General features: G+C 33.0%; 16 protein-coding genes. 4 read left to right on the forward strand and 12 right to left on the reverse strand.

The features are described from left to right. The first annotated feature begins 60 nt into the window (after nt 1-60). Both L987_RS01225 and yjbH read left to right on the forward strand, forming a co-directional pair. On the forward strand, nt 61-432 hold the full coding sequence (locus L987_RS01225; protein WP_002483759.1) for a truncated hemoglobin YjbI: 372 nt from the start codon (nt 61-63) through the stop codon (nt 430-432). A gap of 17 nt (nt 433-449) precedes the next feature. Further along, nucleotides 450-1238, forward strand: coding sequence for a protease adaptor protein YjbH (gene yjbH / locus L987_RS01230; RefSeq protein WP_011303484.1), 789 nt, complete (start codon nt 450-452; stop codon nt 1236-1238). A 593-nt stretch (nt 1239-1831) separates the two neighbouring features. Here the strand turns inward: yjbH and L987_RS01235 are convergent. The 5 genes from L987_RS01235 to spxA all read right to left on the reverse strand — a co-directional run bounded on the left by L987_RS01235 (nt 1832) and on the right by spxA (nt 7296). Continuing rightward, nucleotides 1832-2446 (reverse strand): NAD(P)-dependent oxidoreductase, encoded by a 615-nt coding sequence (locus L987_RS01235; RefSeq protein WP_011303485.1) that lies wholly within the window; start codon nt 2444-2446, stop codon nt 1832-1834. A gap of 321 nt (nt 2447-2767) precedes the next feature. Continuing rightward, nucleotides 2768-4576 (reverse strand): oligoendopeptidase F, encoded by a 1809-nt coding sequence (gene pepF / locus L987_RS01240; protein ID WP_002483762.1) that lies wholly within the window; start codon nt 4574-4576, stop codon nt 2768-2770. A gap of 51 nt (nt 4577-4627) precedes the next feature. Continuing rightward, on the reverse strand, nt 4628-5626 hold the full coding sequence (locus tag L987_RS01245) for a competence protein CoiA (RefSeq protein WP_047502509.1): 999 nt from the start codon (nt 5624-5626) through the stop codon (nt 4628-4630). A gap of 207 nt (nt 5627-5833) precedes the next feature. Then, nucleotides 5834-6550 carry an adaptor protein MecA gene (gene mecA / locus L987_RS01250; RefSeq protein WP_011303487.1) on the reverse strand — a complete coding sequence of 239 codons (717 nt, stop codon included), beginning with the start codon at nt 6548-6550 and terminating at the stop codon, nt 5834-5836. A 350-nt stretch (nt 6551-6900) separates the two neighbouring features. Continuing rightward, nucleotides 6901-7296 (reverse strand): transcriptional regulator SpxA, encoded by a 396-nt coding sequence (spxA, locus tag L987_RS01255; RefSeq protein WP_002483765.1) that lies wholly within the window; start codon nt 7294-7296, stop codon nt 6901-6903. Between the two features lie 303 nt (nt 7297-7599). Here spxA and trpS point away from each other — a divergent pair, with 303 nt between their 5' ends. Continuing rightward, complete coding sequence (gene trpS / locus L987_RS01260) at nt 7600-8589, forward strand: tryptophan--tRNA ligase (protein WP_002483766.1); 990 nt, start codon at nt 7600-7602, stop codon at nt 8587-8589. An 82-nt stretch (nt 8590-8671) separates the two neighbouring features. On the opposite strand, the gene L987_RS01265 is transcribed toward trpS, so the two are convergent. The 5 genes from L987_RS01265 to opp3b are packed head-to-tail and all read right to left on the reverse strand — an operon-like array spanning nt 8672 to nt 14373. Continuing rightward, complete coding sequence (locus L987_RS01265) at nt 8672-10324, reverse strand: peptide ABC transporter substrate-binding protein (protein ID WP_047502514.1); 1653 nt, start codon at nt 10322-10324, stop codon at nt 8672-8674. A gap of 20 nt (nt 10325-10344) precedes the next feature. Beyond that, complete coding sequence (locus tag L987_RS01270; protein ID WP_011303489.1) at nt 10345-11289, reverse strand: ABC transporter ATP-binding protein; 945 nt, start codon at nt 11287-11289, stop codon at nt 10345-10347. Further along, complete coding sequence (locus tag L987_RS01275) at nt 11279-12361, reverse strand: ABC transporter ATP-binding protein (protein ID WP_011303490.1); 1083 nt, start codon at nt 12359-12361, stop codon at nt 11279-11281. The genes L987_RS01270 and L987_RS01275 overlap by 11 nt, the downstream gene beginning before the upstream one ends. An 18-nt stretch (nt 12362-12379) precedes the next feature. Then, on the reverse strand, nt 12380-13447 hold the full coding sequence (gene opp3C, locus L987_RS01280; RefSeq protein WP_002483770.1) for an oligopeptide ABC transporter permease: 1068 nt from the start codon (nt 13445-13447) through the stop codon (nt 12380-12382). Then, nucleotides 13447-14373 (reverse strand): oligopeptide ABC transporter permease, encoded by a 927-nt coding sequence (gene opp3b / locus L987_RS01285; RefSeq protein ID WP_011303491.1) that lies wholly within the window; start codon nt 14371-14373, stop codon nt 13447-13449. Before opp3b ends, opp3C begins: the two co-directional genes overlap by 1 nt. A 246-nt stretch (nt 14374-14619) precedes the next feature. Here opp3b and L987_RS01290 point away from each other — a divergent pair, with 246 nt between their 5' ends. Continuing rightward, nucleotides 14620-14994: a DUF3899 domain-containing protein gene (locus tag L987_RS01290; RefSeq protein WP_011303492.1), complete on the forward strand. Its 375-nt coding sequence runs from the start codon at nt 14620-14622 to the stop codon at nt 14992-14994. A gap of 55 nt (nt 14995-15049) precedes the next feature. On the opposite strand, the gene L987_RS01295 is transcribed toward L987_RS01290, so the two are convergent. Continuing rightward, nucleotides 15050-16282: an MFS transporter gene (locus L987_RS01295; protein WP_011303493.1), complete on the reverse strand. Its 1233-nt coding sequence runs from the start codon at nt 16280-16282 to the stop codon at nt 15050-15052. A 307-nt stretch (nt 16283-16589) separates the two neighbouring features. Next, nucleotides 16590-17834: a beta-ketoacyl-ACP synthase II gene (gene fabF, locus L987_RS01300; protein ID WP_002483774.1), complete on the reverse strand. Its 1245-nt coding sequence runs from the start codon at nt 17832-17834 to the stop codon at nt 16590-16592. Nucleotides 17835-17844 lie beyond the last annotated feature (10 nt).

Below are 17844 nucleotides of genomic sequence, written 5' to 3' on the forward strand. Positions count from 1 at the left end.
ACTTCCAAATGTAAAAATTCATGTTATATTAGTAATATATTAACAGGATACGGTGATATTATGACTCAAACACCTTATGAAATCATTGGACATGACGCCTTATACAAGATGATTGATCATTTTTATTATTTAGTTAAACGCGACGATAGAATTAACCATTTGTTTCCTGGGGATTTTGAAGAAACGAGTAGAAAACAAAAGCAATTCTTGACGCAATTTTTAGGTGGTCCAAACCTTTATACACAGGAACATGGTCACCCAATGCTAAAAAAACGGCATATGGATTTCATAATCACAAATCACGAACGAGATGCGTGGCTTGAAAATATGGCACATGCAATCGCGCATGCACAATTTCCAGCTGGTGTTGGTGATTACTTATATGAACGATTACGTTTAACGGCAAATCACATGGTTAATTCCGAAAATTAATTGTAGGTGGAATAGACATGACTGAAGAATTAAGATTAATACAACCTAATAGTCGTGAAGATGCAAATCTTTCACCTGTGAGCAAGATAGAAATTTATTCCTTTTTCGATCCATTCAGTAAGGAATGCTTTAAGCTATCGGCTATCCTTTCTAAATTACGTATTGAATATAAGCAATATATTAGTATTAGACATATATTGAACCCTTCATTACGTGTTTTAACAAAATGCCAAGCTCAGAGCACCTCTGATTTAGATAATATCGCATTAGCCTATAAGGCTGCGGAACTTCAAGGACGTATTCGTGCTGAACGATTTATACATCTCGTTCAAAATGAAATTATTCCTAAGCGTGATATTATTACTGAATCAATGGTAAATAGTTGTATCAGTAACGCAGGTTTAGATTACGAAGTATTTAAAGAAGATTTAAATAGTTCTTGCTTAAAAGAAAGTTTACAAGTAGACTTGCATATTGCTCGAGAAATGGAAATTGAGGAAGCGCCCTCTCTCGTATTTTTTAATGAAGATGTTCACGAAGAAGGCTTAAAAGTGGAAGGCTTATATCCTTACCATATATACACATATATTATTAATGAGCTTATTGGTTCAACAATAGAAAAAGAATTACCACCAAGTTTAGAAGACTATATCCAACAACAACAATTGGTTACCAAAGAAGAGCTACTTACGATTTATGAATGGCCGGAAAAACTAATGAATAAAGAACTTAAAAAGCTAGCACTACAGCAAAAAATTGAAAAACTTAAATCACCAGATGGCAAATTCTGGAAAGCAAAAAATTAATCTTTTTAACACGTACGATATAGTATAAATGTATTAATTTCAAAAACATGAAGTTGGGACATACAGTCCCATGTTCAAATAAAGAGGACTAATCACTATGTAAATGGATTAGCCCTCTTTTTTTATATTCATTACACCATTTAGATTGTACTTGCTACTCTAGAGATATAGACCAAGCCATAGTCCTTAACTCATACAATTTCTCTGTATATCAGCACGTGAAGATTTCGTGTAGAAACGATTAATACATACAATTTAAAATGCACTTGATTTTCACGCTATTCATAAATAAGAACTTGAAATTGTCCTGATGACACTATAGTAAAAAGATTACTTAATACATTAGAAAATTATATTAATGTAAACAAAACGTGAATTCTTATATTTTGTCCTTTAATCTTACAAATATTTAGTTATTAAGCTATTCATAGTCAAACTATTTTCCTTTATTACGATGACATCTTTTTAATTGCAGAGATATTTGCACTACTTAGTATGTTCATAAAAAATGGACTAGTGCGCTTTTGCTCACCAGTCCAATTTATGATAGTGCTTTATTATGAATGACTTACTACTTTTTTGTTTTTTGAAAATTACTTTGCAAATACCGCAAAGCGACTTTGAATATGTTCAGGGTTCATTGCCTCATCTACAATTGCTTTAGCAAAATCTGCATAACTTACATGTGTACCTATTACTTCATCATCACTCACTTTATAAGCGCCTGTTTTCTCACCATCAAATTGAAAATCTGGTGCTGGACACACAAAAGTCCATTGCACATCATCACGCTCTTTAATTTCTTCAAATGTTTTGACTTGCGCCATGCTAATAGGTTTTACTTCTTCTGGCATATCAGGAGAATCAATCAATCTTTCTGTATGTGCTTTATCTACGTATAAACTACCTGCGCCACCTATAATAATGAGTCGTTTTTGACTGTCACTAACCAAATTACTAAGATGTTCTAGCGATTGACTGTGCTCATTCAACTTATCTTTATTCATTTGTCCAAATGCATCAACAATGACATCAAAAGGTGCAATATCTTCTTTAGTCAAATCAAACAAATCTTTTTGTATGACTTGATGCGCAACTGTTTTATTCTCACTTCTAACAATTGCTGTAACATCTAGCGATCTTTCTACCGCTTCCTTAGTAATAAGTTGACCGGCTTTCCCATTTGCTGCTACTACTGCAATTTTCATGAAAACACTTCTTTCTTGTATTTATTTTAGATACAAGTTTAGGATAACGCTTTTTCGGAATAAAGTCAATTGAATAGTTATTCATTTAAACGCATTTTGGAAATTTATTTAAAAGAGAGCATAAAAAAACGCCGTGTCTGATTACACGGCGCTAAACAAAGGGGATGGGAGAAATTTTTCACTTCAAACAAAGGGGTATGTTTGTTATGTGATTAATTTCATGTTTATAATATAACACGCTAAAATAGACCTTTCAACCATTTGAATTAAATAATTTTAGTTTGTCACAAACTTGTCATATTGTAAACGAATACATTCACATTAAGCTTTCATTAGCTTTTCAAAAGCGTCTAATTTTTGTTCAAAGACTTTACAAGCTTGTTCAATTGGTTCTGGTGTTGTCATATCTACCCCAGCATTTTTCAATATTTCTATAGGATAATTTGAACTACCTTTTTTCAGGAATTCATTAATATAACGATCAACAGCAGGTTGTCCTTCAGTTAATATTTGATGACTTAAACTTTGTGCTGCACTGTATCCGGTTGCATATTGATACACATAATAGTTCATATAGAAATGAGGAATTCTAGACCATTCTTTACTAATATCTTCATCAGTTTCAACTGAATCGCCAAAGTATAATCTGTTTAATTCTGCATACTCTTCGTTCATACGATTAGCTGTTAACGGCTCACCCGCCTCTTCAATTTGGTGAATTTTATGTTCAAATTCTGCAAACATTGTTTGTCTAAATAATGTAGCACGGAAACGTTCTAACTCTTGATTTAGTAACAATAGTCTTCTTTCATCGTCTAAATGCTTATCCATATAGTCACTCAATAAAGCTTCATTACAAGTAGACGCAACTTCAGCAACAAAAATCGTATAATCACTTGAATTAGAAGGCTGATTTTGACGACTAAAATAACTATGCGCTGAATGTCCAAATTCATGCACTAAAGTATATAAATCAGAAACTGTATTCGACCAATTTAAGAGAATAAATGGGTTGGTTAAGTGCGCACCTGAAGAATAACCGCCTGAACGTTTGCCTTTGTTTTCAAACACATCAACCCAGCGATTGTTTAAGCCTTCATGTACTACTTTCATGTATTCTTCACCCATTGGTTGCAACGCTTTTACCATCCAGTCTTTTGCTTCCTCATATGGCATTTCAAATTTCACATCTTTAACTAATGGTGTATAAAGATCATACATTTTCATATCATCTAAACCTAATAACTCTTTACGTAATTTGGTATAGCGATGTAACAATGGTAAGTATTCATGGACTGTTTTCACCAAATTATCATATACTGTCTCTGGTATATGGTTATTACTTAACGCCGCTGCTCTTGCCGATTCATAATGATGTGTTCTTGCATTAAATACATTCTTTTTAACTTCTCCAGCCAATGTAGCACTTAGCGTATTATTGTATGCGCCGTATGCTTTGTATAAGTTTTCGAATGCAGATTTACGTAACACGCGATCATCTGATTCTAAACATTTAATAAATGTACCTTGAGTGAGTGAATGCGTATTACCATCCTTATCGACAGCGTCTTCAAACTCTAAATCAGCGTTACTAAACATACCATATACATTATCTGGTGTTGATAATGCATCTTGCGCTTCTGTTAGTAACTTTTCTTTATCTGCAGTTAATACATGAGGACGTTTTTCATTAATTAATTTCAAATCAAATGCATATTGTTTTAAATCATCATTTTCTTCAATGAATGATTGAATTGTTTCTTCATCTATTTGTAAGATTTCAGGTACTAAGAAACTCCAACCTGAACTAAATTTTATAATTAATTGATGTGCACGTGATTCGTATCCTGTATATTTATCATTTGCAGTGTCTTGGTCTTGTTTTAAATGTGCATATACATATACTTTTTCTAATTTTGAACCTAGTTCATCTTCTAATGCTAACGCTTTATATAAAGTTTCAGCATTATCTCCTAAATGTCCTTGAAATTGTTGCTCTTGACCGAGGTTATCCTCAACCTCTTTGAAAGCTTGTTCAAAAGCTTCATCTGATTCAAATATAGTTGTTAAATCCCATGTATATTCAGGATATTTACGTTCTTGTTCTTCTCTTGTTAATTGTTGTGTCATTTTTAGTAAACCTCCTATGTTTTTCAATACTTTAATTTTCTCACGTCCGGCCTAATTTTGCACGTTATTGTATTCCATTTTACTGTAAGAATTTCTGAATTTATTTATAAGCTCATTAACTATGACATCCTTTATATTTTCTATGTTATAAAAGTGATTAAGCATTATTTTTTCATTAAATTCGTTTAAATTTTGCGGTGTTTTAACAAGTAAATATAATAATTGCAATTGCCAATAAATAGGATGGGATTGAATGTATAATTGTTCTGGATATATGATTCCTAAATACGTACTTACCCAATTATCAGATAGACCTAAATTATACATAACGCTTAAACTTGGTTCTTTAACAGAGCGTGTACATCGACAACGATTTATATATTGCTGAATCGTATTTTTGTTTAATTTGATATCACGCGTAAAATCTTCAGTTTCAATTTGACTAAACACATATTCAAAATCTTTAATCTCCAGTTTAAATTTATGTGCAATATAGCGATTGCCACCAATAAAATTATAAATTTGATACATATATAACTGCTTGTTACTACTGTCCCAAGTGAGCAAGCGTTTAGATTTAAAATCTATAAAAGTTCTTTCGTACTTCGTTAATATTAAAATATGCCTAAGTTTATCGTAATATGGGTTTGGAATAATCCATATTAATCTATAACCAATATGTAACAAACCGTTACTACGTTTTTTCACACTAGAAATTGTGATTTTTGAAAATTGTATTTCTATGGCGATCTTTTTATCAATAATTAAATCAGGATATTGATAAATCCCAGCAATATAAGGCTCGATTTGTACATGATAACCGATACATGACAATTTCAGTGCAAGCTGATATTTAAGTGAGTAATGTGCCTGAGTTTCACCTTTACTACAAAAAATAGAAGCTACTTTTAAATGAGCAAAATGTGGTGTGATTATTTCACCTTTTTTTAAAATCATTTTACTTTTACAATGTGGACATGTATATTCGGCATCTTTAACAGCATGGTTTGCAAAAACTAAATGCTTATGATGGTCATACGCTAACAACACGTTTCTTCACCTCATAATAATTACACCTTATTAATCAATAAATTACTTCTACTACTAGATAAAATATTGCCTATTTATTTAAAAACGCAATTGCTCTATAAAAAAACCAGCTAAGGGTAATGACCCATAGCTGGTTTCAACATCTTATAATGCATTTGTTATCTAACGTGCTTTTATAAATTAAATACGTCAATTTTGACTTGTATTTTATGCTTCTGTGTTTGGGAAATAACGACGTACTTGTGATGCAACATTATGACTCATGATAATTTTGGCATAGTCGTTTAAATACACTTCTGATTTATCAGTAGGATATGCGAACTCAAGTAATTGACTATAACTATCATTAATTGTTTCTTGATCTACTGTTTCATCATAATGGACAGCATAATAATATACATTGTTAAGACTATATAATAAATCTTCGAACTCATCTGTCACTTGATTATTATAGTGTGCATATTCAATAACTTCTTCTAAATCATTGAATTTAACAATCACAGTACGTGTATTTTGACGATTGCGCTCATTTTGATCTTGATTTTGCTTGTTATCTTTTTGTTGTTGACGTTGATCAAATAAATCTTCTAAACTATCATCTTGATCAAATGTTTGTGACAATAAATCATTTACCTGATAATCAAGTTGTTCATTGTCTTCATCTGACATATTAATAAGATCTTCATTTTTAGATTTAGATATCGTAACTTCAACGCCTTTTTCAAACGCATGCACTTGTATCCATAATGGGCCTTCTACTACAAAGTCTTCTTCTTCATTGATTTCTTCCATCATATTCCAAAAGAATTCTTCTCCACGTTTGCGGTTTGTCCATAAATCTTCTCGTTTAAATCCTCTAGCCTCAATATCACTATAAGTTATAAATAATTTAACAGTTGTATCGTCAACGCGCTCTATTCTCATATCATCTCACTCCTTACAGTCGATGAATAGTAATCATATTGTATTAGAACGTAGTAAGAATTACAATTGATTTGTTTGATTAATTTTTACTAAATCCTATTTGGTCTCTAATATTAACATATAGCTTTGAATTAGCCAAAAAAACAGCACTAAACTAAGAAAGTGCTGTTGCAATCATGTCATTACTTATTCACAAATAGCTAGCCACCTCATAACAATAAGATGATATCACCTTATCATTTGACGTGCATACCTAATTGTTTGTTATGTTAAAAATATAACAAAACCACAAAGCAACATGCTTAAATATTGCTTTATGGCTCGTCTAGTTCATGTATTTAATGTATTAATTAGTCAACCATACGTTGTGCTTCTTGCAATTGGAACGTACGAACTTTTCTTGGTAAGAAACGTCTAATTTCGTCTTCATTATAACCAACTTGTAAACGTTTTTCGTCTAAAATAATTGGGCGACGTAATAAACCAGGATTATCTTGAATAATTGAATATAAATCTTGAAGTGGTAATGCGTCGATATCCACATTTAATTTTTGGTAAGTTTTAGAACGTGTAGATATAATTTCATCTGTACCATCTTCAGTCATTTTTAAAATTTGTTTGATTTCGTCGATTGTTAAGTGTTCTGAAAAAATGTTACGCTCCGTATACGGAATGTCATGTTCTTGTAACCATGCTTTCGCTTTACGGCAAGATGTGCAACTTGGTGAAGTAAATAATGTTACCATACATCTCACTCTCCTATTTTTCATGAATGTAAATTCATTTGATTTCAATATTTATTTGATTAAGAAATTGCTTAAGTAATTTCGCCTTCCTTAACCTTACAATGAAAGTATACCCTTTCAACATTAAAATTAAATGAGAATTCTCTAATTTTTTCAAAAATTTTAAATTAAAAGTATTTCTCAATAAATTCAATTAAAAATATTGATATGTCTATAGTCTAACATAACTTACAAATGATTGAAATACTGTTATAATAAACCTATTATGTAAAAAATTAAATTTAAGAAAGTAGGCATTGTAATATGGAAACATTATTTTCGGGTATCCAGCCTAGTGGTATTCCTACAATTGGTAATTATATTGGTGCTTTAAAACAATTCGGTGAAGTTCAAGACGATTACAATTGTTTCTTTTGTATCGTAGATCAGCATGCAATTACGGTACCACAAGATCGTTTGAAATTACGTAAACAAACAAGACAACTAGCTGCAATTTATTTAGCTTCTGGCATCGATCCAGAAAAATCAACTTTATTTATTCAATCAGAAGTGCCAGCGCATGTTCAGGCAAGTTGGATGTTAACAACCATTTCTTCTATCGGTGAATTGGAACGTATGACTCAGTTTAAAGATAAAGCCGTTAAACAAACGGAAGGTGTCCCTGCCGGCTTATTAACATATCCTCCTTTAATGGCAGCGGATATCGTTATATACAACACAAATATCGTGCCCGTTGGTGATGACCAAAAGCAACACATGGAATTAACAAGAAACTTAGTTGATAGATTTAATTCTCGCTACAACGACATTTTAGTTAAGCCTGAGATTCGTATGCCTAAAGTTGGCGGCCGCGTAATGAGTCTCCAAGATCCAACGAAAAAAATGAGTAAGAGTGATGATAATCAAAAAAACTTCATTTCTTTACTAGACCAACCAAGCGTTGCGGCTAAAAAAATAAAAAGTGCTGTAACTGATTCAGATGGTATTATTAAATTCGATCGCGACAATAAACCAGGTATCTCTAATTTATTATCTATTTATTCAAGTTTAACTGACGAATCAATTGATGCGCTTCAAGAAAAATACAAAGATTCGAATTATGGTGTGTTTAAAGCAGACTTAGCAGAAATCGTGAGTGATTTCTTAACTGCTTTCCAAGAAAAATATGAATACTATTTAAATTCAGAAGAACTTGACACTATTTTAGATAATGGTAGAGACAAAGCACAACAAGTATCATTCAAAACGTTGAAAAAAATGGAAAAAGCAATGGGCTTAGGTCGTAAAAGATAAGTTACTTATCTCAAATCCCGCAAGTTAAAAAGGAGCATCCATTAAGTTGGATGCTCCTTTTATGTTACTTTTTAATTTTTTATTAGTCTTTCTTTTTACCAGTTTTAGGATCGATATCTTTATCAATGGTTACATCTTTAAGTGTTGTATCACCACCGATTTGATGATATACCAAACCTTTAACTTGTGGATTTGTTAAATGCGCTTCCCCTTTTTGATAAATTGGTGCAACTGGGGCATCATTTAACATTAATTCTTCAGCTTGTTTCATAGCTGCATTACGTTCTTCAGGTTTTTTCAATAGTTTTCCGTTAGCATCTTTAACAAGTTTATCGTATTCCTTACTACTCCATGCTGTATTATTATTAGAGTTACCTGTTGTCATAATATTTAAGAATGTTAGTGGATCAGGATAATCAGGACCCCAACTAGATAATGAAGCTTCAAACGCTTCTGTTGATTCTTGATTTAAACGCTGTTTAAATGGTAATTGTTTAATTTTCAAAGTAACACCAGGTAAAGTGCTTTCCACCTGTGATTTAATATATTCAGCAGATATTTTAGCATCTGGTGTATCTTCAGTGTTCATCGTAAAGGTTATATTTTTAACGCCTAAATCCTTTTTAGCTTTTTCAAAATGTTTTTTAGCTGCTTTTGGATTATAAGTTAATGGCGAATCAATAGACTCAGAAAAATCTTTAGCATCAGGTGTCTCTGCTGTTAGTTTCGCAGTGAAACCATTTGTTGCTTCTGACCCATTGTTTTTAACTGAATTAACATATCCTTCTTTATCAATAGATTGTGCAATTGCCAGTCTTAAGTCTTTATTTTTAAATTCAGGTACATTATCTTGGTTCATTTTAATGTAGAATGTACTTGCTAATAAACGTTTTTTCAAGCCTGGGTTGTCAGCATATTTATCCACTTGATCTGCTGTAATCGTCGTATCATCAACTGAACCAGTATCATAAAGTGAGGCACCAGCTTGCTGATCTTTTAATACTTTATAGTTTACACGATCTAAGTGTACTTGCTTTTTATCCCAATAATCTTCGTTTTTTACAAGTTGTATCTTATCTTCTACTTTCCATTCTTTCACTTTGAACGGCCCATTAAATACTGTTTTTGCTGCTGTTGTCCCATATTGGTCACCATTTTTTTTCACTACTTTTTCGTTCAGTGGCATAAACGTACCAAATGCGAACATTTCATTAATATATGGAATCGGTTTTGTTAACTCAACTTTTAATGTATGGTCATCAACCGCTTTCACACCTAGCTCATCGACATCCTTTTTCCCCATATTAATTGCTTCAGCATTTTTCAAATCATACATGATATAAGCATACTCAGATGCCGTATCTGGATTCACCACACGTTTCCAAGCGTACTCAAAATCATGTGCCGTTACTGGATCCCCATTTGACCACTTGGCATCTTTACGTAACTTGATTGTAAGTGTTTTTCCCCCATTACTTTCTTTTGGCATTGCTTTTGCTACCCCTGGTTGTGCTTTATCATCTTTATCTAATGTATATAAGCCTTCGTATATTTGATTGAAAATATCGAATGACACCGTATCTGTAGCTAATGCAGAATCTAATGTTGAAATATCTGATGGCAGTACTTTCCTAAAAACTTGTCCTTTATCAGAATATACCCCTTCCGCACTACCACAACCAGCTAATACAACCGATAGTGCAATCAGAATAATAAATAATTTGAATTTTCTCATCGTAATCCCCCTTTCCCATGTTATACAGATGCTTCTTGTGTATGTGATTTCAAATCTTCCGCTTCGTCATCTGTTGTAAATACAAAATGATTCGGTCTGATTTCATGCAATGTACGTTGGTCATTTTTAGTCTCGTCTTCTTTAAAAAGTGTTCTCTTTCTCACACGTTCACTTTCTGGGTCTGGCTGAGGTACAGCCGACAGTAGTGATTGCGTATAAGGGTGCATAGGATGATTATAAATTTCATCCGCACTACCAATTTCGACAATTTTACCAAAGTGCATCACTGCAATTCTGTCCGAAATGTATTTAACCATGGAAAGGTCATGAGCGATGAATAAAAACGTAATGCCTCGTTCTTTTTGCAATTTAAGTAATAAATTTACAACTTGTGCTTGTATTGAAACGTCTAATGCTGAAATAGGTTCATCCGCAATAATAAACTCAGGTTCAACGGCAAGTGCACGTGCAATTCCAATACGTTGTCTTTGTCCTCCAGAGAACTCATGTGGATAACGATTGGCGTGTTCTTTACTTAGTCCCACAGTTTCTAATAAATCGTAGACACGTCTTTTACGATCTTTGACACCTGTAGAAAGTTTATGAATATCAATCCCCTCTGCCACAATATCCATTACTTTAAGTCTTGGATTGAGCGATGCGTATGGATCTTGAAAAATCATTTGTATCTTTTTATTAAATTTCAATGAATCTTTACGATTTTTAATTTTTTGAATATCTATACCTTCATATAAAATTTCACCATCAGTAATATCATTTAGTTTAATAATCGCTTTACCTGTCGTTGATTTACCACAACCAGATTCTCCAACTAGGCCGAAAGTTTCACCTTTATAAACGTCAAATGAAATATTTTCAATTGCTCTTACTTCATTGCGTTTACCTTCGTTAAAATACTGTTTTAAATTTTTCACTTGTAATAACAGTTCATTTTTATTTTCCATCTAACGACACCCTTTCTACCTGTTGTGGCTTATCGAAATTATTTGGCATGTTACGCAAACGTTTTTTCACCATTTCCGGTGGTTCCACATGTGGTGCGCGTTCATCTAATAACCAAGATTTTGCAAAATGTGTTGGTGACACTTGGTACCATGGCGGTGGCGTTTTAAAATCAATATCTAAAGCAAATTGACTTCTTTCTGCAAACGAATCACCTTTAGGTGGATGTAACAAGTCGGGTGGTGTACCTGGAATAGCTAATAATTCAGTCTCTGTACCAGTTGTCAAATCTGGCATAGATGATAATAATCCCCATGTATATGGATGTTTAGGATCATAAAATATTTCATCCACATCCCCTGTTTCTACCATTTGTCCTCCATACATGACCGCTACTCGGTCAGCAATATTCGCAACGACCCCTAAGTCATGCGTGATAAATATAATGGAGGTACTAATCTTATCTTGTAGTTCTTTCATTAATTCCAATATTTGAGCTTGCATTGTTACATCAAGCGCTGTTGTTGGTTCATCTGCAATAAGCACTTTAGGTTCACAAGCAAGCGCGGTTGCGATAACAATTCTTTGACGTTGTCCGCCTGAAAATTGATGAGGATATGCATTAAATCTTTTATCTGCATTTGGTAACCCAACTAAATTCAATATGTCTAACGCTCTTTTTTTAGCTTCTGTTTTACTGTAATTCTTATGTTTCATAAGTGGTTCCATGACTTGTTTCCCAATTTTCATTGTTGGATTTAATGATGTCATTGGATCTTGGAAAATCATTGAAATGTCTTTTCCACGTAATTTGATTAATTCTTGCTCTGATTTTTTAGCTAAGTCTTCCCCTAAAAAATTAATTTCACCTTTTTTAATACGTCCAGCGTCTCCTTGGAATAACTTAGTGATCGCTTTGGTTGTAACTGACTTCCCAGAACCAGATTCACCAACAATTGCAAGGGTTTCTCCTTTATTGATAAAGAAGTCCACGCCTCTTACCGCTTGCACTTCCCCTGCATCGATATCAAAGGAAACATGCAAATTACTAACTTCCAATACTCTTTCTGACATATATGTTGCCCCCTTTTGTTATCTACGCATTTTAGGATCAAATGCATCACGTAATCCATCACTAAATAGATAGAAGAATAAGATTAATAAACTTAATACAAGTGCTGGAATAAATAATTCATGCGGATGAATTAATAACATGGCTCTACCTTCATTCACTAAAGAACCTAATGATGTTCTAGGTGCTGGTACCCCAATACCAATGAAACTTAAGAAAGCCTCGAAGAATATTGCATTAGGTACTGTAAACATAGATGTAACTACGATAACACCTAATGTATTAGGTAAAATATGTTTGAATATTAATTTTATTTTAGATGCTCCCAAAGTTTTAGATGCTAATACAAATTCTTGGTTTTTTAACTTTAGGAATTCACCACGAACCACACGACTCATGCCAATCCATCCTGTAATTGCCATGGCTAATATAATTGTCCAAATAGACGGTTCAAATATTAGTACGAATAAAATAACAACAATTAGTGTAGGTATAGACGCAACTACTTCAATAATACGTTGCATGACATTATCTATCCGTCCCCCAAAGAAACCGGATATTGCCCCATATACAACGCCTATGAATATATCTAGTAACGCTGCTACAACACCAATGAATAAGGATACTTGTGCACCTTGCCAAGTTCTAGACCATAAATCTCTTCCAAGTTGGTCTGTACCAAACCAGAAGTTTTCTTTCACACCTGCTTCTTTATATGCATCTACGCCCTGTGCTCCTTCACCATCAAAAGGTAAAAATGGAATTTGATCCAATACAGGAATTTTTGCAGGTAAGTTACGTCTCTCTACATCTTGCTCTGCATAATCATGAGAACTTAATAAAGGTCCAATCAATGCTAGTAAGATAATGATGATTAAACCTATCATCCCTACGACGGCAAGCTTGTTTCTTTTAAGCTGTGCCCAAGCGTCTTGCCAAAAGTTTTTACTTTCTCTTTGCATTTCTGGTTCTTTTTCTAAATCGTTTTTACTTCTAATAAAATCCGAAGCTGGTATCGCTTCTGAGGTATGTGTCATAACTGCATTTGAATGGTCATCATTGTATTTTTCATCTCTTTTATCAGCCATTATTTTTTACCTCCTTGTACACGAATACGTGGATCAATCACACCATATAAAATATCTACAAGGAAAATAGAAACAATAAATAGTGTACTGAATAAAATCGTTGTCGCCATAATTACTGGGAAATCATTTGTCGTAATTGAACGTACAAATTGATCCCCTAAACCAGGCACACCGAATATATTTTCAATTGTCAATGTACCCGTTAATATACTTGCTAACATCGGTACAATAATTGTGATGACTGGGATTAATGCATTTCTTAATGCATGACCAAACAACACTCTCATCGTTGAATTCCCTTTTGCACGTGCTAACAAGATATAATCTGAACTTAAAACTTCTATCATTTCCGCTCTTATGTATCTTGCAACTGTTGCTAATACTGCTGCTGACAATGCCAGTGAAGGTAGTACAGCTGTCGATATACCTTCCCAACCTGCGACTGGAAACCACTGTAATCTAACTGAAAATACGTATTGTAACAATACCGCTAACACGAACGATGGTACTGAAACTGCAATAACTGAGATGACCGTTGCTGTATAATCAACCCAAGTATTTTGCCGTACTGCTGCAATAACGCCTAGTATCAAACCTATAATTACACCTATCACCATTGCCGTTAACCCCATCTCAAGCGACGGAACTAACCTCGGTTTAATTAACTCCCATACAGGTTGGTTATCATATTGGAATGAGTTACCAAAGTCCCCCGTAACGACATTCTTCAAATAACTAACATACTGCACTGGTACTGGATCATTGAGACCATATTTTTCATTTAAAATCTGCTTTTGCTCTTCATTTAATTTTTCATCATTAAATGGTGAACCGGGCATCAGCTTCATTAAGAAAAATGTTATCGAAATGATAATGAACAGTGATAAAATCATGTAGCCTAAACGCTTCAAAACATACTTAAGCATTTTTTATCCCCCTTTGATTTCAGAATAAACATTCCCTTCGAAATATTCAGAAATATTTAATAACAGTATACTTATAGTTCATATTTTAATCAATATTGTTTTGCTTTACTTTATTAAAGTAAATGAATTTTATTTAATTTTCTTTCTCTTTAAAAGTGTTGATATAAAAGAATTTATAAGGCAAATTATTCATTTTTTAGTTATTTTAAGTTACAATAAATTTATTAAATAAAGGAGACAATAAATATGAGGAAATTTACCACTTATCTATTTTGGCTATTATTTACACCATTGATTTCATTCTTATGTTGGCTCTTTGCCTCACATCAATTAACTCAGTATTTAAATATCATATTCTATGTATCTTTTATATTTGTGATTATCCTATTTAGTTTAATCATTGTTCAAGAAGGTATATTAGATCCTACGAGTTACGGTTTTAGAAGACTAAAGTATCAGCTAACGAATAAAAAACACAAAGATACGCTAGAAAATGATGATTTTTTTAAACCTACACAAGCCAAAAAATCATCCTACTTTGTAAATCCATGGATTAAAGTGGGCTTTGTTTTTAATTTGCTATATTTACTTATTTCGATTGCCATTTCATTTATTATATAAAAAAGACTGTATCAGCTATTGTGATGATTCACAATAAACGAATACAGTCTTTTCATTATTTTGTTTCAATATTAGGGTTATGAAATAATGCGTAATACAAGAGGATAAATCCTAAAAGTACTATAACAGCTACATATACTGACATCATCCAAGGCAGAATAAACGCACCAATTATTAATCCTAAACGTGCCAATATATTCCCTCCATAGAATGAAATCATCCCAAATGTATTATAAGTACTTCGTTTATCTTCAGGAATCATCAAGAAACGTTGCGCATTTTGAATTGGGGAATAAATCAATTCACCTAATGTAGCTATAATAGAAAATAAGCATAATATCCAAAATTCAGAAGCTGACATCAAAACACTATAACCAACGGTATATAAAACAATACCTATCATAAATACAATTTTCTTTGAGGTGTTATCTACAATTCTATTAACCGTAAAAGTTAATGTCGCCACTACAAGTGTATTGATGATCATAATTACTGTAAACATTCGGACACCATCAATATAAAAGCCTAAAAAATGTAAAGGTTCAAACGCTTCTTTTAGTCTTACAACTACATAAGAATTCAAACTGAGTTCAGCCATGATGACCATCATAAACCCAATATTAAGCAACATATAGTATTTATCCTTAATGACAACATGATAACTATCTACGAAATGTTTAAATTTAGAGGTTAGATCTTCTTTTTTAGTAATAACTTGCTCCACGTCATAATATTTTTCAAATAAATACCAACTTATCAGCATAGCAATGAAAAATAATACAAATAATAAATGCTTATGTCCTAAATATAACAACGCGCCTAATGCCATGCCAATCGCCGTACCAATATTAAACATCCAATAATTTAATTGATAAACGTACTCGCGAACTTCTTCATAAATGGCATCCATAATTGCTGCTTCAAAAATAGGTTCACTCGCAGCAAACAATAATTCAAAGATAAATACCGTTATACAAAATATGATTAAACCTAAACCATCCATAGTCACCGTAATACTTAAAATAATCAGACACACAGCGTAGATAAAATGTATTAAATTGACTACTTTCTTCCTATTATAATTGTCTCCTAAATATCCACCTACGAAGGACACTACAAAACTTACAATGATATTGGCAATTAAAAATGTACCAGCAAATACAGCATTTACTTTACTCGTTAAATATAATGCCATAAAGGGTAAAATCGCTTGGCTCGCTATAATTAAGATGAAATCTGCTATCATTCTTGTTTTCAACGTTGTAGATAATGTTAGAAATTGCTTCATCTTAATTACACCCCACTTTATAATCTAATAATTTACATTATACACTAAATGTATGTCTTGAATAGACATTTTATAAATATAAAATTATCTTCACTTTATATTTTAACTTTTTCTAAACATTTCACAATATAAATTTTATGTTTTACAAGAATTTTAAATATTCAACCGTTAAAAAGTTATTATAATAAACTATAAGCCTCTCTATTATTGTTATCATTTCTCTAACTTTCTTAAGTTCGATATTTACAAAAAAAGCAAGATCATCCGATTGAGATGATCTTGCTTTTCAAAATATAACTTATCTACATTAATCAGTAAATTTTTTCAATACAAGTACAGCATTGTGTCCACCAAAACCTAAACTATTACTCATTGCATAGGTAATATCTAAATCTTCTGCTTTGTTTGGAACGATATCTAAATCGCATTCAGGATCTGGTGAATCAGCATGAATCGTTGGTGCAATACGACTATCTCTAATTGAAAGTGCAGAGAAAATAGCTTCTAATCCACCTGTAGCCCCTAGTAAATGACCTGTCATTGATTTAGTTGAACTTACTTTCAATGATTTCGCCGCTTCACCGAAAGTATTCTTAATAGCTTGAATTTCAGTTAAGTCACCTACTGGAGTGCTTGTTCCATGTGCATTTAAATATTGAATGTCTTTCGCTTCAATACCAGCATCATCTATTGCCGCTTGCATAGCACGTGAACCGCCTTCACCTTCTGGAGCTGGGGCTGTTATATGATATGCGTCACCAGTTGATCCATAACCTACGACTTCAGCGTAAATTTGCGCACCACGAGCTTTCGCTGATTCAAGTGATTCTAAAACGACAATACCTGCACCTTCACCCATGATAAATCCATCACGACCTTCTTGGAAAGGACGACATGCAGTTTCTTTATCATCATTTGTAGATAATGCACGACTCGCACTAAAGCCAGCTAATGCCATATGTGTAATCGGTGCTTCTGTACCACCAGTAATCATTGCATCTGCATCGCCACGTTGAATAATCTTGAATGCTTCACCTATTGAGTTCGTACCAGTTGCACAAGCAGTAACCGTCGAACCATTCGGCCCTTTAGCACCTAAATCTATTGATACTTGACCTGTCGCCATATCTGGGATCAGCATAGGTACGAAGAACGGACTCACACGTCTTGGTCCACGATTTAATAATTGGCTATGTGAAATTTCAAATGTTTCCATACCACCAATACCTGAACCAATCCATACGCCAATTTTATCCGCAGTACTATCATTAATTTCAAGTTTAGCATCATTAACGGCTTCTCTTGCAGCTACAACTGCATATTGTGTAAAGCGATCCATGCGTCTCGCTTCTTTTTTAGGAATATGCTCTTCAATATCAAAGTCTTTTAACTCTCCAGCTAAATGGACATTGTAATCCGTTGTATCTATGCGTGTAATCGAATCTATACCACTTACACCTTTTAATGCATTGTCCCAAGTAGACTTAGCATCATTTCCTATAGGTGATAATGCGCCAATTCCTGTAATAACAACACGTTGTTCTTTGCTCATAATTTATCCT

Source organism: Staphylococcus sp. ZWU0021 (assembly GCF_000798895.1).
GTDB classification, from domain to species: Bacteria; Bacillota; Bacilli; order Staphylococcales; family Staphylococcaceae; genus Staphylococcus; species Staphylococcus saprophyticus.

What these genes read in the sequence shown, in the direction of transcription:
- L987_RS01225 (WP_002483759.1), top strand. Translation starts at nt 61, where the DNA reads ATGACTCAAACACCTTATGAAATCATTGGACATGACGCCTTATACAAG.
- yjbH (WP_011303484.1), top strand. Translation starts at nt 450, where the DNA reads ATGACTGAAGAATTAAGATTAATACAACCTAATAGTCGTGAAGATGCA.
- L987_RS01235 (WP_011303485.1), bottom strand. Translation starts at nt 2,446, where the DNA reads ATGAAAATTGCAGTAGTAGCAGCAAATGGGAAAGCCGGTCAACTTATT.
- pepF (WP_002483762.1), bottom strand. Translation starts at nt 4,576, where the DNA reads ATGACACAACAATTAACAAGAGAAGAACAAGAACGTAAATATCCTGAA.
- mecA (WP_011303487.1), bottom strand. Translation starts at nt 6,550, where the DNA reads ATGAGAATAGAGCGCGTTGACGATACAACTGTTAAATTATTTATAACT.
- spxA (WP_002483765.1), bottom strand. Translation starts at nt 7,296, where the DNA reads ATGGTAACATTATTTACTTCACCAAGTTGCACATCTTGCCGTAAAGCG.
- trpS (WP_002483766.1), top strand. Translation starts at nt 7,600, where the DNA reads ATGGAAACATTATTTTCGGGTATCCAGCCTAGTGGTATTCCTACAATT.
- L987_RS01265 (WP_047502514.1), bottom strand. Translation starts at nt 10,324, where the DNA reads ATGAGAAAATTCAAATTATTTATTATTCTGATTGCACTATCGGTTGTA.
- L987_RS01270 (WP_011303489.1), bottom strand. Translation starts at nt 11,289, where the DNA reads ATGGAAAATAAAAATGAACTGTTATTACAAGTGAAAAATTTAAAACAG.
- L987_RS01275 (WP_011303490.1), bottom strand. Translation starts at nt 12,361, where the DNA reads ATGTCAGAAAGAGTATTGGAAGTTAGTAATTTGCATGTTTCCTTTGAT.
- opp3C (WP_002483770.1), bottom strand. Translation starts at nt 13,447, where the DNA reads ATGGCTGATAAAAGAGATGAAAAATACAATGATGACCATTCAAATGCA.
- opp3b (WP_011303491.1), bottom strand. Translation starts at nt 14,373, where the DNA reads ATGCTTAAGTATGTTTTGAAGCGTTTAGGCTACATGATTTTATCACTG.
- L987_RS01290 (WP_011303492.1), top strand. Translation starts at nt 14,620, where the DNA reads ATGAGGAAATTTACCACTTATCTATTTTGGCTATTATTTACACCATTG.
- L987_RS01295 (WP_011303493.1), bottom strand. Translation starts at nt 16,282, where the DNA reads ATGAAGCAATTTCTAACATTATCTACAACGTTGAAAACAAGAATGATA.
- fabF (WP_002483774.1), bottom strand. Translation starts at nt 17,834, where the DNA reads ATGAGCAAAGAACAACGTGTTGTTATTACAGGAATTGGCGCATTATCA.